Origin of the sequence: Novosphingobium sp. MD-1 (assembly GCF_001014975.1) — a bacterium.
Taxonomy (GTDB): domain Bacteria; phylum Pseudomonadota; class Alphaproteobacteria; order Sphingomonadales; family Sphingomonadaceae; genus Novosphingobium.
On the sequence record NZ_BBXA01000013.1, the window covers coordinates 756521 to 771844 of the forward strand.

Here is a 15324-nt window from a genome sequence, read left to right on the forward strand (position 1 = left end):
TGAAGTCTCTATTGCTCCGAGGCCAGGCGGCACTGGCCTTCCATCCGCTCGATCCAGCTGCGCACCAGCGCGATGCCTTCGGCATGGACGAGGCTGCGGCCGATTTCCGGCATCATCGTGCCCGGCACGTTCGAGCGCAGGCGATAGAGCAGGATCGACTTTTCCGGCTCGCCCGGCGCCACATCAAACGGCAGGCCGCCGCCACCGTGCCCGCCGGCCACGATCTGCTTGCACACCCCGATCCGGCGCGGGCTGGCCCAGTCGGCGCCGTGTTCGTGCCCCTGGTCGAACCACAGGCCGGTGGTGCGCGCGGCGCCGACGGGCGAATGGCAGTGGCTGCAATTGATGTCGAGATAGCTGCGCGCGCGCGCATCGACGGGCAGGCGCTCGTCATGCCAGTCGACGTTGCGCGGCGCGGACGCCACCGCCGGCGCGCCGGTCAGGTAGCCCAGCCGCTGCAGCCGCGTAAGCTGGTTGATCGTACCGAACTTGCCCGGAAAATCGCGGTTGAGATGCCGCGCCTTGATCCCGATCGGCTCGATATGGTTGATCTCCCCGGCGGTGAAATTGGGCGCATGGCAATTGGCGCAATCGTTGGCGTTGGGCACGACATAGACGAAGTCCTTGCGTTCCGTGCCGTCCACCATCGTCAGCGGGATCGCATCGCCGACGCGCTCCAGCGTGGCATCGCGCTGGTCCTCGTCCCAGACATAGGGCAGCGCCACCCAGCCGCCCGCGCGATGAACCAGCAGGCGCGTTTCCATCAGGCGCACATGCGCAAGCCGCAAGCCGCCCACACCATCCTGATAGTCGCTGGGGCGCGCCTTGAGCACGTCCGCGCTCTCGCCCGTGTGATCGGCGGGGGTGACGGGATAGTAGAACGTCTTGGCGATGACCGTGCCCACCGGCAGGTCGAACGCGCGATCGGGATTGTACGCGGCCTTCTGCCCGTTCGGAATGAACAGCACGCGCCATTTCAGTGCGTAGTCGGTGAACAGCGGCGTGGCGAGTTCGTAGGTCACGCCGGACGGCGCGGCGGCCAGCCGGTCGCCCGCGCGCTGGATCAGCTTCCATTGCGAGAGCTTCGCGGGGAAATCCTCACGCGATCCCGCCGCGCTGGAATGGTGCGCCAGCACCGCGAAGCCGAGAACGGAAGCGACCAGCGACCACAACGCGAACCGCAGGAACTTGGACACCGGACGATTCCTTAGCGGATGACGACAGGCGGCTGGCGCTTGAAGCCGTCGCAGCTCTTGCCGTCGATCACCGCGAACTTGCCGGGGCTCTTAGGATCGAGCCGGATCAGCTTGTCCGGCCCGGACGCGAGGCAGATGCCGTTGTCGTCCGCGGGGGCACGGGTATAGCCGTCCCACACCACGTTGGTGCTCTGGCCCGCCGCACGGATCACCGGCGCGGCCGGGAAGCGCTCCGCGTCTGGCGCGTTGCCCCCGCCCGAGATACGGTTGCCGGAGATCAGCACCCGGTCCGGATAAGGATCGTGCTCGCCGGGCGCGCCGGCCTCGATCTTGTAGTCGGTCGAGAAATCGCTGGCGATGGCGATGCCCATGGTATCGTTGTTGCGGATGTCGTTGTCGAAGATCTCGACATCGTCGTTGGCCAGCACGATCATGCCGGTGCCCTTGGGCACGATGCTGACCGCCGTGCCCTTCGCCGCGAAGTTCGGGGTGTTGTTCGCTTCCGACACGTTGTTGTGAATGCGCGTGCTGTGGCCCGGCTTGGGCAGGTTGGGCATGTTGAACACGAGGATGCCGCCGGTGTTGCGGGTGGCGACGTTCTCGTAAACGTCGGCGTTCGTCGAGTTCTCGATCTCGATCCCGGCGACGTTCAGTTCCGCCCGGTTACGGCGCACGATGATGTTGTCCGACTGCCCGACATAGATGCCGGCGTCGGAGGAGCCGAACACTTCGCTGTCCTCGATCAGCACGTCGGTGCAACCCACGGGATAGATGCCATAGGCGCCGTGGGTGCTGTTGTCGGGATCGGTCCAGCGCACGCGCACGTTGCGGAAGGTGACGCCCTTGGTGCCGTTGATCTTGATCCCGTCGCCCTTGGTGTCCTGTACGGTCAGGTCGCTGACGACGAACTGGTTGCCGGTGACCAGCAGGCCGACGGGGCCGGCGACCATGCCGGCGAAGGACAGCACGGTCTGGTCCTTGCCCGCGCCCTTGATCGTCACGCCCGAGGCGGTCAGCCCCAGGCCGCGCGACAGGCGGTACTTGCCGGCGGGAATGGTGATCACGTCGCCGGCCTTGGCATCAAGCAACTGCTCCTGGAGATGCTTTTCGAAGGCGCGATCGGTGACGAAGCCATCGGCATCGGCCTGCGGACCCGCCGCCCAGGCCGGCCCGGCCAACCCCAGCGAGCCCAGACCCGCCACCATCAGCGCACTGCCCAGCAGCGCCGCGCGGCCGCGCACAAATCCTGCCTTCATCGTTCTCTCCTCGCTTGGTGCGATCCCGTGTGCGCGGCCGGCGACGCTGTTGCCGGCCGCCGATTCATCAATACTTGAGCGTCACGCTGCCGCCGAAGAAGCGCGGCGGCGAAATCCGCGTGTAGGGCGTGCCGAACGTGGTGGTGGTGATGTTGTTGATGCCGTTCATGTACTGCTTGTTGAACAGGTTCTCGACCCAGAAGGCCACGGTCACGCGTTCGTTGGCGCTCTTGCCGCCGATGCGGGCGTTGACCAGATCGCGCGAGGACCGCAGCGTGCCCAGCTTCGTCCAGTCGACCCCGCCCAGCACCGTATCGAGCGCGTCGTCATAAGGCGTGCGCGCGTTGGTGCGGGCGCGCGAGCGGTGGCTCCAGTTGAAATCGGCGAAGAGCTTGCCGAAGCTGACCGGTACGGTCGCGTGCGCGCCGAACGTGCTGCTGAGGCGCGGCTCGCCGGTGGGCTGCCCGTTGAGGTTGAGATTGATCGGCCCGCTGAAGGTCTGCACCTGCTCGATGCGGCTCGCCCAGGTGGAATCGATCCACGACAGGGTGCCGGTCAGGCTGAGGTAGTCGTTGATCTTCAGCGCCGTATCGAGATCGAAGCCATAGGCCTTCGAACTGCCGGTGGTGGTAACGTATTGCGGGATGGTGCTGCCGTTCTGCACCAGCGAGATCGACTGGCGGTCGTTGTAGCGGAAATAATAGCCGGTCAGGTTGAAGCGCAGCCGCCGGTCGAAGAATTCCGATTTCACGCCGGCTTCGAAGTTCCACACCGTTTCCGGGCGGAAGTAGCTGTTGATCGCCTGCGAGTTGAAGCCGCCCGCCTTGTACCCGCGCGAGGCGGAAACGTAAGCCATGACATCGGGCGTGAACTTGTAGCTAACCACGAAGCGCGGCGAGACGTCGTTGAAGCTGGCCTTGCGCGTGAACGGCACGTTCTGCAGCGCGCCTTCGTTGAAGATCAGGTTGCCCGTCGGGTAGATCGGCGCGCCGGCCAGGAACGGCTGAGCGGCGAGCGTCTGATAGACCTGCAGCACCGAATAGGTGGTCGCCGGATCGAACAGCGGCGGCAGGCCGAGCTGGTCGAAGCCCGCGTTGAACACCGCGCCCGGCAACTGGATCGCCGAAAGGCCGGGCGACTGCACGCTGGGCGCGAACCAGGTGAAGGTCTTGCGGTCGTTGGTGTAGCGCAGGCCGAAGCGCAGGCTCCACTTGTCGGTCACATCCCAGGTCACGTCGCCGAACGCCGCGAACGACTTGTTGCGCGCGGTGTTGGTCATGTCCTCGCGCCAGGTGTTGCCGAACACCGGCAGGCCGGCGCCGGCAAACGCGCTGAACAGCGGCAAGCCACCACTCGACAGCGCGAAATCGATCGAATCAACCAGCGCCGTCACCGCGCTGGTCTGGTGGCCGACTTCGTTGAAATAGCTGCCGCCGAGCAGCCAGTGCAGCTTCTCGCCATCGTGCGAGAGGCGCAGCTCCTGATAGAAGCTTGTGTTGCTCTCGATATTATCGGTGTCGAGATAGCGCGTGGGATCGTTGGTGCCGTCCTCATCCTCGCGGTTCGAGGTGGAGAACCGGCGATAGGAACTGATGCTGGTCAGCTTCAGCCCGTCGGTAATGTCGCGGTTGATGGTCAGCGCATAGCCATTGAGCAGGCGCGTTTCGCGCGCGCCGCCGACCACGTCGTTGGTGAACGGCCCGAACGGATCGCGCGACAGCGCCGCCTGGCTGATGCCGATCGCCACCGGGCCATCGTTGCGCGTTTCGTCATGGTCCCACGCGAAGACCACGTCGGTCGCGCTATCGGGCGTCCAGCGCGCGGAAATGCGGCCCGAGGTGGTGTGGATGAAGCCCCGGCCCTTGCCGGTGACGGCATCGTGCAGCCAGCCATCGCGCCGGTTGATCAGTACGTCGCCGCGCACCTGCAGGTTGTGCGTCAGCGGCACGTTGATCATCGCCTCGATACGCTTCGAGCCGTAGTTGCCGAAATCGAAATTGGCGGTGGTGGTAAAGCGGTCTTCGGGCTTCTTGGTGACGATCGAGATCGCGCCGGCCGAGGTATTGCGCCCGAAGATCGTCCCCTGCGGCCCCTTCAGCACTTCCACGCGCTCGATATCGTTGAAGAAGATCAGCGCCGAGCCCGTCCGCGCGGTGTAGATGCCGTCGACGAAGACCGCGACGGCGGGTTCGGTCCCGATGCCGAAATCGTCGGTCGCCACGCCGCGAATGGTGAAGCGCGGCTGCGTGACCGAGCTGTCGTCCACCACCAGGCCCGGCGTGAAGGCGGCCAGCGAACCCAGGCTGATCGCGTGCAGTTCGTTGATCTTGGCCGAACTGACCGCGACCACGCTGACCGGCACGTCCTGCAACCGTTCCTCGCGCTTCTGGGCGGTCACGACGATTTCATCGAGCCCCTGCGTCGCCGTTTCCCCGGCGGCGGGCGACGCCGTTTCGGCATGGACCGCCGATGCGGCGAAAACCAGGCTCAGGCCAATGGCCAGCACGGAAGCCTGATGGAACGCGGGCCTGCCCCCCACGCGTCGCGGAAATCCGGTCACCTGTACCCCCCTAATTTTTCTGAATTGTTATGTTTGTTTGCTACGCAATTGGCACGGCCCATGTCAAGAACATTGCCCTCTAAGCATTTCCGAGGACAACCAATGAATTCAATCGGATATGTTGGGGAGCACGGCGCGAAATAGGGCCAGATCCGAGCAGCCGGATTATGATCGCGGATTTGCGGGGTGGTGACGGAACATCACGCCACGCCGGGCCTGTAACGGCGACAGGACGTTTCGTGGACCGCGGAAGCGAAAAAATGCGAATCTGTGTCCGAAGTCACGGCGGTGTCATCGCCGGCATGGCAAAGAAAAGCCGCGACCCGAGGATGGCTTGCCATCTGAACTGCGCCTCCTGCCTTGTGCAGGAGGCGCATTTTTCTTGCGGGTATAGTCTCGGCGGTGGAAGCCCACCCCGTTGCGACTAACGTCGCCTGCGGCGGCGCAAGTCTCGCTCCCCTCCCGCTGGCGGGAGGGGTTGGGGGTGGGTAGCGCCCGATCCGCTCCAAAGACGCGCCGGCGCGGGTGTTCTACGCCGTCAGGTCAAGCACCACGCGGCCTTCGATCTGGCCCTTGTGCATCCGGTCGAACACGGTGTTGATATCCTCCAGCTTGGCGGTCTCCACCGTGGCGCGGACTTTCCCGTGCGCGGCGAAATCGATCGATTCCTGCAGGTCGAGGCGCGTGCCGACGATCGAGCCGCGCACGGTGATGCCGTTCAGCACCAGCCCGAAGATGTTGAGCGGGAAATCGCCCGGCGGCAGGCCGTTGAGCGCGACGGTGCCGCCACGCGCGGTCACGCCGATCGCCTGCTCGAACGCCTTGGGGCTGACCGCCGTGACCAGCACGCCGTTCACGCCCCCACCGGTCTCGCGCTTGATGACGGTGGCGGGATCGTCGTGGCGGGCGTTGACGGGGATCGTCGCGCCCAGCCGGCGGGCAAGGTCCAGCTTGGCATCGTCGATGTCGATCGCGGCCACGTTCAGCCCCATGGCGACGGCATATTGCACCGCCATGTGGCCCAGCCCGCCGATGCCGCTGATCGCGACGTAATCGCCGGGCTTGGTGTCGGTCATCTTCAGCCCCTTATAGACCGTGACACCGGCGCAGAGCACGGGCGCGATCTCGGTGAAGCCGATGTTGGCGGGCAAGTGGCCCACGTAGTTCGGATCGGCGATGACGTAGTCCGCGAACCCGCCGTTGACCGAATAGCCGGTGTTGAGCTGCGTCTCGCACAGCGTTTCCCAGCCACCCAGGCAATGCACGCAATGGCCGCAGGCGCTGTAGAGCCACGGCACGCCGACGCGATCGCCTTCCTTCACGTTCTTCACGCCCGCGCCGACTTGGCTGACATAGCCGACGCCCTCGTGCCCCGGAATGAATGGCGGGTTGGGTTTGACCGGCCAGTCGCCCTCGGCGGCGTGGAGGTCGGTGTGGCATACGCCCGACGCCTGGATCGCGACCTGGATCTGGCCGGGGCCGACCTGCGGCACGGGCACTTCGTCGATCGTCAGCGGCTTACCGAATGCGCGCACGACGGCGGCCTTCATGGTCTTGGCCATGGTTCTTCTCCTTGGATTCCCGGGGAAAACAAATGGCCCGGCCACACCGGCCGGGCCTTGCGCGGGATCAAAAGAAGCCGAGCTTCTTCGGGCTGTAGCTGACCAGCATGTTCTTGGTCTGCTGGTAGTGATCGAGCATCATGCGGTGCGTTTCACGTCCGATGCCCGACTGCTTGTAGCCGCCGAACGCCGCGTGAGCGGGATAGGCGTGGTAGCAGTTGGTCCACACCCGCCCGGCCTGGATCGCGCGGCCAAAGCGGTAGCAGGTGTTGGCGTCGCGGCTCCACACCCCGGCGCCGAGGCCATAGAGCGTGTCGTTGGCGATGGAGAGCGCCTCGTCGGCATCGCGGAAAGTCGTGACCGACAGGACCGGGCCGAAGATTTCCTCCTGGAAGATGCGCATCTTGTTGTTGCCCCGGAACACCGTGGGCTGGACGTAGTACCCGCCCGACAGTTCCCCGCCGAGATCGGCCGCGCCACCGCCAATCAGCAGGTCCGCGCCTTCCTGCCGTCCGATGTCGACATAGGAGAGGATCTTGTCGCGCTGTTCGGCGGAGGCCTGCGCGCCGATCATCGTGGCGCTGTCGAGCGGACTGCCCTGCCGGATGGCGGCGACGCGGGCCAGCGCCTTTTCCATGAAGCGGTCGTAGATGCTTTCGTGGATCAGCGCGCGGCTGGGGCAGGTGCAGACCTCGCCCTGGTTGAGCGCGAACATCACGAAACCCTCGATCGCCTTGTCGAGGAAATCGTCATCCTCGCGCGCCACGTCCTCGAAGAAGATGTTGGGCGATTTGCCGCCCAGTTCCAGAGTCACCGGGATCAGGTTCTGGCTGGCGTACTGCATGATGAGCCGGCCGGTCGAGGTTTCCCCGGTGAAAGCGATCTTGGCGATACGCGACGAGGAGGCGAGCGGCTTGCCCGCTTCCAGCCCGAAGCCGTTGACGATGTTGAGCACGCCCGGCGGCAGCAGATCGCCGACCAGATCGATCCACACCATGATCGAGGCCGGAGTCTGTTCGGCGGGCTTCAACACGATGCAATTGCCCGCCGCCAGCGCCGGCGCCATCTTCCACGCCGCCATCAGCAGCGGGAAGTTCCACGGGATGATCTGGCCCACCACGCCCAGCGGCTCGTGGAAATGATAGGCGACGGTATCGTGGTCGATCTCGCCGATCGAGCCTTCCTGCGCGCGGACGACGCCGGCGAAATAGCGGAAATGGTCGATCGCCAGCGGCACGTCGGCCGCCATCGTCTCGCGGATCGGCTTGCCGTTGTCCCACGTTTCGGCCGTGGCCAGCTTTTCGAGATTCTGCTCCATGCGATCGGCGATGCGCAGCAGGATCGCGGCGCGTTCGCCCACCGAGGTGCGCCCCCAGGCGTCCTTGGCCTTATGCGCGGCATCGAGCGCGGCCTCGATATCCTCCGCTTGCGAACGGGCAATCTCGCCGACGACCTTGCCGGTGATGGGCGACACGTTCTGGAAATAGCGCCCGTCCCGGGGCGCGACCCATGCGCCGCCGATGAAATTGTCATAACGGGCCGCGAAGGGCGGCTGCAGCGTCGCAACCGGGCGATCCTGAACGACGGAATCCATAAACCTGATCCTCTTCCTGGGTGAACCGGCGCCGTCTTTCGGCGTCTGTCCCGCATCCTAGGAACGCGATCGGAACGGCGGGAAGAGGGGGCCGGGACAAGGCCATGCCCATGTGTCTCGCCAGCGAGACAGGCGCGAACGAAAATCGTTCAGGGCGATGCTTTCAGGGGGTCAGGCCGGCCCGCGCCATGCGGCGATAGAGCGTGGCCCGGCCGATGCCGAGCAGGCGGGCCGCCTGGCTGGCGTTGCCGCCGGCCTGCGCCAGCGCCTGCCGCAGAACCGCGCGATCGGCGTCCTCGAACGAGGGACCCGCGCCTTCGCCGAGCAGCTGGCCCAGTGCGCGCGGCGTCGTCAACGCTGCATCGTTCAACCCCAGTCGCAACCGCGCCGCCCGGCTGGCACCGACCACCAGATCATCGCGATCGACCGCCAGCAGGGCGGTGCCGGTTGTGGCATCGTCGGACAGGAACACGATGCGGTGGCCGTCGAAGTGGTGGCAGAAATAGTCCCGCTCGATCTTGCGCGCGGCATCCCGCACCAGCGCGGCGATCATTTCCGCCATCGCGGGGCCGTGATCGTCGCGGCAGCTCGATACGTCGAGCGCCCCCGCCAGCCGGCCGTGCGGATCATGCACCGGCGCGTCCATGCAGCTGATATCGACATTGCGCCCGGCAAAATGCTGATCGCGGTGAACGATAACGGGCTGGTCTTCGTAAAGACAGGTGCCGATGCCGTTGGTGCCTTCCTCCGCCTCGCCCCACCGCGCGCCCTGTACCAGGCCCGCCGCGGTGAAGGAATCGACGTCGGCATCGTTCGTCCGGCGCTCCAGCACGATGCCGCGCGCATCGCTCAGGATGACCGCGCAACCCGAACGCCCGACCGAACGGAACATTTGATCGAGCACGGGCGCGGCCACGGTGAGCATGACCTCGTGCTCGGCCCGCAAGGCTGACAGGAAAGCGCCATCGACTCGCTCGCGCGCCGCGTGCTGGTCGGGATCAAGTCCATGGAACAGGACGGACCTGCACCACGACGCGGCGATCGCCGAAGAGGCGGCCGCGCTGGGGGACCGCACCACGTCCAGAACCGTGTCGCTGTGTCGAGCGACCACCACGGGCATCCTCCGCACTTCAGGCCAAGAAGGTCACGCTATCGTGGCCCGATGGTACAGGCAGACCTGCCCCCGGTAAAGCGCGCGGATCAGGCGCCCCGCTTCACACTCCCGTCATCAGTACCGAGGTCTGGATCAGGGTCTGCGCCCAATTGTCGGGCAGCTTGCCGATAAACAGGTTTTCGGTGCGGTAATTGGCGATGCGCCAGCCCGCCGCGGTCTTGCGGAACTTCACGTGCAGGCGGCTCGACCGGATCAGCGAGGACCCGTCGTCATAGACCCACGGCTGGAACTGCACCCATTCGCCCTCGGCGGTTTCCGCACTGGTGGCGCGCAACTGCTCGGCGGTCAGGTAATGCGTGTTGAAGATCTGCTTCGGATTCTCGGCGGCGTAGAACTTGCGCATGTGCGCGGCGATCTCGGCCGGGCCGCGATGCTGGCCGAACTGCGCGCCGTGCGCCCCGCCCACGCCCTGCCAGATGGCGTCTTCGGTAAACAGCGCGCCGATCGCGTCGGCGCGGGCTTCCGCCGGCATCCCCGCTTCGGGCAGCGGGCTGTCGCACAGAAACATGTAGCGCGCGATCAGCCGGCGCGCTTCCGCTTCCGCCTGCAGGAACGCGACCTGCTGCTGCAGCTCCGCGATGGCCGCCTTGATGTCCTCCATGCCCTTCGTCCTCACATCAATCCAGGATGCCGCCGTGCTTACGCGCTAACACCGGCCGCGTCATGGCCCGCGACAAGCCGCTGGCGGCTTCGTTTCGCGAAACGGGCAAAGCCTGCCGGAAGCGGTCAGGAGATGGGGCGCCGACTCTCAGTTCGATCGCCCGAACAGGTGCGAGGGGCTGGCCAGAGCCAGCCGGATCAGATCGGCCTGGCGGCTCGCCCGCGTCTTGGCCATGACCTGCTTGAGCTGCGTGCGCGCGGTGTGGATCGAAACCCCGCGCGCCTGCGCGAACGTGGCGACATCGTCTCCGCCGCACAGACGCGCCAGCAGATCGGCCTCGGACGGGGTCAGCGCGAAAAAGGCGCGCAAGTCGGCCGGCGATGGCGGTGGCGGTCCTCCCGCGTCGGCCAGCGCCAGCGCGAAGGCAGACCGTTCGCCCGCGATGGCGTAGCGTTCCAGCGCAAAGCGGGGCAAGGCGACGGCGTGAAGCAGCACTTCGCGATCCCCGTTGCGCCACCGCATCGCGTGGGGAGAGCCGGACAGCAGCAAGGGACGCAACCCCTCGATCAGCCGCCATTCCGTGTCCGCCGTCCCCGGCACCCGCACCACCAGGCCTTCCAGCAGGCTTTGAGCCGCCGGATTGGCGATCTGGACCCGCCCCGCATCGTCACAGATCGCCAGCGCAAACTGGATCCGGTCCATGACTTGCCGCAGCATGGCGTTTTCATTGGCGCGGCGATCGGTCTCGATCATCAGGCGCAGCGCTTCGCGCACGTGCGGCATGAGGTCGATCAGCGCCTGCCGGCAATGCGCCGCCAGTGGCGTGCCGACCCCGGCATGAACCGCAAGCCCCGCCTCGCCCAACGCCCCCATGGCGATGCGCGCGCCCAGGAACTGCCCCAGTCCCTGTTCGCGCAGGCGCGCCTGCCACTGGTGGAACTGCCCCTGCAGGGCATCCGGGCAATTGTCGTCCTCCAGCATATACACGCCGTCGTGGACGGGATTCACCGCGACGATGGTGCGCGGATTGAGGTCGTCCAGCAGCGAGAGTTCGCCGGCGGGCGCCGGGGTCGCCGAGCAAGTCGCCAGCCAGCGATGGCGCAGGCGGTCGGGCGTGCGGTTGAACCAGTGGATCGTGACGCTGCGCGCGCCGGTTTGCGTGCGCAACCGGTCCAGCGCCGTGGCAAGGCGCGGACGATCCATGCTGGCCCCGTACAGATCGCCCAGAACATTGGAACAGAGCATCGCCATACCCCCAACAACGGCAACGGGGCATGGTGTTGGCGGCGGCGGGCGATGGCAAGGCCGGGCTTCCGCCTTTGTGACAATTCTTGCCGAAATTGCACAGCGCGTACCGCAAATGGGCGATGCCGCGCCCATTGCCGGTTCCCATCATCGCCCGATCAACGAACGCACAACAGGGAGCTTTATCATGTGGGGACCCCATCGCGGCGCGGCGCTGCTCGCGATCTGCGCAGCCGGAATCGCGGCCTCGCCCGCTCTTGCCGCTGAACCGGCGGAGACAGGCGCGCAGGATAGCGGCGCGCTCGACACCATTGTCGTCGTCGCGCGCAAGCGGCAGGAAAACGTGCAGAGCGTGCCGATCTCGATCACCGCGCTGACCGGTGCGGCGCTCCAGCAACGCGGCGTGGCGCGCGTGGGCGACCTGGTCGGCTCGGTCCCCAACCTCACCCAGGACGGCGGCGGTTCGGTGCTGGGCGCGATGGGCATTCGCGGCATCGTTTCGCAGACGCGCAACATCGGCTTCGACAGCGGGCTTGGCGTCTATGTCGACGGCGTGCTGACGGTGCGCCCCAATGCGGCGGACCAGGAACTGCCCGACATCGCCACGCTGGAAGTGCTGCGCGGGCCGCAAGGCACGCTGTTCGGGCGCAATACCACGGCGGGCGCGATCAACATCACCACGCGCAAGCCCAGCCTTGACGGCATCGAGGCCAATGCGCGCACCGCCTTCGGCAATCTGGGCACGATCGAGGCCAGCCTGTTCGCCACGGCGCCGATCGTGACCGACCGGCTGGGCGTGAAGATCGCCGGCTCGATCGCCACGCGCGATGGCTATATCACCAACCTGTTCGACGGGTCGAAGCTCAACAACCTCAACCGCAAGTCGCTGCGCGGCGGCCTGCTGTGGAAGCCGACCGAGACGTTGGAAGTCGCGCTTTCGGGAAGCTGGCTGAAGCAGGCCGACCGGCTGCTGCTGGGCCAGGTGGCCGACAACACATCGGGCGGCCTTGCCGGCCTGCCGGGCTACTTCACCGATCCCTACACCGTCTCGCAGGACCACCCCAGCCTGCAGAGCCGCGAGATCTGGGGCACCAACCTCAACGTGGACTGGCACGTCGGCGGGTTCACGGTCACCTCGATCAGCGCCTATGGCGACAACCGTTCCCGCCTGATCGACGACGACGACGCCCGCCCGATCCCGCTGTCCACCTCGGACTTCCAGGACCGCGCCCGCCAGTTCACCCAGGAACTGCGGCTGGCCTCGCCCACGGGCGGCAAGATCGACTACCTCATCGGGCTGTACTACCTGCACCAGGATGCCGACGCCAACCGCGCCACCACGGTCAACGGCCCGCCGGGACCGGCCGCGTTCGTCGGCACGATCTCCAGCATTTCCACCTTGAAGACCAATGCCTATGCCGCGTTCGCCAGCGCCAACTGGCGGCCGCTGTCCGGCCTGACGATCAGCGGCGGCCTGCGCATCAACACCGAGAGCAAGGATCTGGTGTTCGACCAGACCAATTCCTCGTTCGTGCCGCTGCCCAACCTGTCCGCGCGCCTGCACCGCAAGGACAGCAACCTGTCGGGCAACGCCAGCGTGTCCTATGAAGTCGTGCCCGATACCCGCCTCTATGTCAGCGCCGCGCGCGGCTTCAAGAGCGGCGGGGTCAACCCGGATATCGTGGGCAGTACCGACATCAGCTTCGGCCCGGAAAAGGCGTGGTCGTTCGAAGCCGGGATCAAGTCCGACCTGTTCGACCACAAGCTGCGCATCAACGCGGCGGGCTTCTATACCGATTACAAGGATCTGCAGGTTTCGGCGCTCGTCGGCGCGGCCTTCCAGATCCGCAACGCGGCGGCCGCGCATATCAAGGGCTTCGAAGTGGAAGTCACCGCCCGGCCGGTGCGCGCGCTCGAACTCAACGCAGGCGCGGGCTATACCGACGCGACTTATGCCGATTTCCCGGGCTGTGCCCCGGCCACGAACTGCGCCGGGCAGCGGTTGCCGTTCGTGCCCAAGCTCTCGCTCAACGCCGGCGCGCAAGTGACGCAGCCGCTCGGCGAAGGGCATCTGACCGGGCGGCTCGATCTGTCCTGGCGGAGCGGCATCTACTACGAGGCGACCAATACGCCCGATGGCCGCCTGCCGGGATACGTGCTGGTCAACGGGCGGCTGGGCTACAGCTTCGCCGGCGACCGGCTGACCCTCGCCCTGTTCGGCCGCAACCTGTTCGACAACCGCTATCGCGACTACTCGTTCTACCTCGCGCCCTTCGCCGAACGGTTGGTGCGCTGGGCGCCGCCGCGCACCTACGGCATCGAGATGACCACCCGATTCTGATCGACGGCCGGCGGCGCGGGTGCCGCCGGCTCATTCGCACCAGGCTTCCCGGCCACAAGGATCCGCTGCCCCATGACCCGACTTCCGCTCGCCATCGCGCTGGCCACCCTGATCGCCAGCCCGGCTTCCGCCCAGTTCCAGGACGCCATCGGCGCGGCGCCGCCGGCTCCGGCCGAAGTGATCTACACCCATGGCCATGTCGCAACGCCGGCCGGCTGGCAGACCGACATCGCCATCGCGCACGGCACGATCGTCGCGGTCGGGAGCGAGGAGGAGGTCAAGGCGCACCGCGCCGGCGAAACGCGGATCGTCGATCTCAAGGGCATGACCGTGCTGCCCGGCCTGATCGACATGCATGTCCACGCGGTCGACGCCGGCTTGCAGGCCCGCGATTGCCGTTTTCCGCAAGGAGCCGACGCCGCCACGATCACCCGCACGGTCAAGGACTGCGTGGCCGCGGCACGCCCCGGCGAATGGATCACGGGCGGGCAGTGGGACGCCTCTTCCATGGGCAGGACGCCACCCCACAAGCGCCTGCTCGATGCGGTGGCGCCCACGACACCGGTAGTGCTCCACGATATCAGCCTGCACAGCGTGTGGGCCAATTCCGCCGCGCTCAAGGCCGCCGGGATCACGCGCGCCACGCCCAACCCGGCGGGCGGGGTAATCGAACGCGACGGCGACAGCGACCACAAGGGCGAACCGACCGGCGTGCTGCGCGAGAATGCGGCCATCGCGCTGCTCAACATGGTGCCCGCCCCCAGCGAGGACGATCGGGTAGAAGCGCTGCGGACGGCCAGCAAGGCGATGCTGGCGCAAGGCATCACCGCCTACGAGGAAGCGCTGCTCGCCACCACCAACGCACGCGTCTATGCCCGGCTGGCCGACGCGGGCGGGCTGGCGCAGCACGTGCGCGCCTGCATGTGGGACCGGGACCAGACACTGATCGCCCAGCGCCACCTCTATGCCCGGCCGGGCCTGGAAATGGGCTGCGTCAAGATGATCCTCGATGGCGTGCCCACGGATTCGCACACGGCCGCGATGCTGGAGCCCTATGCCGACGCGGCGGCGTTCGGCGATGCGGCCCGGGCAAAGGGCTCGCTGCTCTACGCGCCGGGCGAGATCGACGCCAAGGTCGCGCGCTATGATGCGGCGGGGCTGGTCGTGAAGCTCCACGCGGCGGGCGACGGTTCGGTCAGCGCCGCGCTCGACGCCGTGGCGGCGGCGCGCAAGGCCAACGGCCCCTATGGCCCGCACCACGAGATCGCCCACGCCAATTTCGTGACGCCGGCCGATATCCAACGCGCCCACGCCTTGACCGCTACCTTCGAGTTCTCGCCCTACATCTGGTTCCCCAGCCCGCCGGTGCGCGATGTGATCCGCTCGGTCGGCCCCGAACGCATGGCCCGCTTCACCCCGGTCCGCGACGCGATCGATGCCGGGGACCGCGTGGTGCTCGGTTCGGACTGGCCGGTGGTGCCGTCGATGTCGCCGTGGCTGGCGATCGAGACACTGGTGACGCGCGAAGCGCCGGGCGGCGGCGGCGAAACGCTCGCCCCCGGCCAGAAGGTGAGCGTGGCCGAAGCCCTGCGCCTGATGACCGCCAACGCCGCGCGCCAGATCGGCCTGGGCGACAGGATCGGCACGATCGAAGCGGGGCGGCAAGCCGATCTCGTGGTGATCGATCGCGACATCTTCGCCATCGATCCGCACCAGATTCACGCGACCCGCGTGCTGCGCACGATCATTGCCGGCAAGGAGGCCTATCTGGCGCCGTGAACGCAGGTTAAAATAT

At 66.8% G+C, this 15324-nt stretch carries 10 protein-coding genes; 2 read left to right on the plus strand and 8 right to left on the minus strand.

Features of this window, described 5'->3' with window-relative positions:
- Positions 1 to 8: 8 nt before the first annotated feature.
- The 8 genes from NMD1_RS03770 to NMD1_RS03805 all read right to left on the minus strand — a co-directional run bounded on the left by NMD1_RS03770 (position 9) and on the right by NMD1_RS03805 (position 11188).
- Positions 9 to 1196 carry an SO2930 family diheme c-type cytochrome gene (locus tag NMD1_RS03770; RefSeq protein WP_158453901.1) on the minus strand — a complete coding sequence of 396 codons (1188 nt, stop codon included), beginning with the start codon at positions 1194 to 1196 and terminating at the stop codon, positions 9 to 11.
- 11 nt (positions 1197 to 1207) lie between these two features.
- Positions 1208 to 2452, minus strand: coding sequence for a parallel beta-helix domain-containing protein (locus NMD1_RS03775; RefSeq protein ID WP_199558053.1), 1245 nt, complete (start codon positions 2450 to 2452; stop codon positions 1208 to 1210).
- A gap of 67 nt (positions 2453 to 2519) precedes the next feature.
- On the minus strand, positions 2520 to 5012 hold the full coding sequence (locus tag NMD1_RS21340) for a TonB-dependent receptor (RefSeq protein ID WP_125953704.1): 2493 nt from the start codon (positions 5010 to 5012) through the stop codon (positions 2520 to 2522).
- Positions 5013 to 5542: 530 nt separating this feature from the next.
- Positions 5543 to 6574 (minus strand): alcohol dehydrogenase AdhP, encoded by a 1032-nt coding sequence (gene adhP, locus NMD1_RS03785; protein ID WP_125953705.1) that lies wholly within the window; start codon positions 6572 to 6574, stop codon positions 5543 to 5545.
- A gap of 67 nt (positions 6575 to 6641) precedes the next feature.
- A complete protein-coding gene (gene adh / locus NMD1_RS03790) occupies positions 6642 to 8168 on the minus strand; it encodes an aldehyde dehydrogenase (protein ID WP_125953706.1) in 1527 nt (508 codons plus the stop codon).
- A 163-nt stretch (positions 8169 to 8331) separates the two neighbouring features.
- On the minus strand, positions 8332 to 9288 hold the full coding sequence (locus NMD1_RS03795; RefSeq protein ID WP_125953707.1) for a GAF domain-containing protein: 957 nt from the start codon (positions 9286 to 9288) through the stop codon (positions 8332 to 8334).
- Positions 9289 to 9382: 94 nt separating this feature from the next.
- The gene (locus tag NMD1_RS03800) at positions 9383 to 9943 is read right to left on the minus strand and encodes a nuclear transport factor 2 family protein (RefSeq protein WP_125953708.1); all 561 of its coding nucleotides are present in this window, start codon (positions 9941 to 9943) and stop codon (positions 9383 to 9385) included.
- A gap of 147 nt (positions 9944 to 10090) precedes the next feature.
- Entirely contained in the window at positions 10091 to 11188 is a 1098-nt protein-coding gene (locus tag NMD1_RS03805; RefSeq protein ID WP_158453902.1) for a helix-turn-helix transcriptional regulator, read from the minus strand.
- 187 nt (positions 11189 to 11375) lie between these two features.
- Between NMD1_RS03805 and NMD1_RS03810 the strand changes: the two genes are divergently transcribed.
- Together NMD1_RS03810 and NMD1_RS03815 are read left to right on the plus strand one after the other, a co-directional pair.
- Positions 11376 to 13529, plus strand: a complete 2154-nt coding sequence (locus tag NMD1_RS03810; RefSeq protein WP_158453903.1) for a TonB-dependent receptor — start codon at positions 11376 to 11378, stop codon at positions 13527 to 13529.
- A 72-nt stretch (positions 13530 to 13601) separates the two neighbouring features.
- Positions 13602 to 15308 (plus strand): amidohydrolase, encoded by a 1707-nt coding sequence (locus NMD1_RS03815; protein ID WP_125953711.1) that lies wholly within the window; start codon positions 13602 to 13604, stop codon positions 15306 to 15308.
- Positions 15309 to 15324: the final 16 nt, after the last annotated feature.

Excerpts from the sequence above, each read along its gene's own strand:
- NMD1_RS03775 (WP_199558053.1), bottom strand. The coding sequence starts at position 2,452 with ATGAAGGCAGGATTTGTGCGCGGCCGCGCGGCGCTGCTGGGCAGTGCG.
- adhP (WP_125953705.1), bottom strand. The coding sequence starts at position 6,574 with ATGGCCAAGACCATGAAGGCCGCCGTCGTGCGCGCATTCGGTAAGCCG.
- adh (WP_125953706.1), bottom strand. The coding sequence starts at position 8,168 with ATGGATTCCGTCGTTCAGGATCGCCCGGTTGCGACGCTGCAGCCGCCC.
- NMD1_RS03795 (WP_125953707.1), bottom strand. The coding sequence starts at position 9,288 with ATGCCCGTGGTGGTCGCTCGACACAGCGACACGGTTCTGGACGTGGTG.
- NMD1_RS03800 (WP_125953708.1), bottom strand. The coding sequence starts at position 9,943 with ATGGAGGACATCAAGGCGGCCATCGCGGAGCTGCAGCAGCAGGTCGCG.
- NMD1_RS03805 (WP_158453902.1), bottom strand. The coding sequence starts at position 11,188 with ATGCTCTGTTCCAATGTTCTGGGCGATCTGTACGGGGCCAGCATGGAT.
- NMD1_RS03810 (WP_158453903.1), top strand. The coding sequence starts at position 11,376 with ATGTGGGGACCCCATCGCGGCGCGGCGCTGCTCGCGATCTGCGCAGCC.
- NMD1_RS03815 (WP_125953711.1), top strand. The coding sequence starts at position 13,602 with ATGACCCGACTTCCGCTCGCCATCGCGCTGGCCACCCTGATCGCCAGC.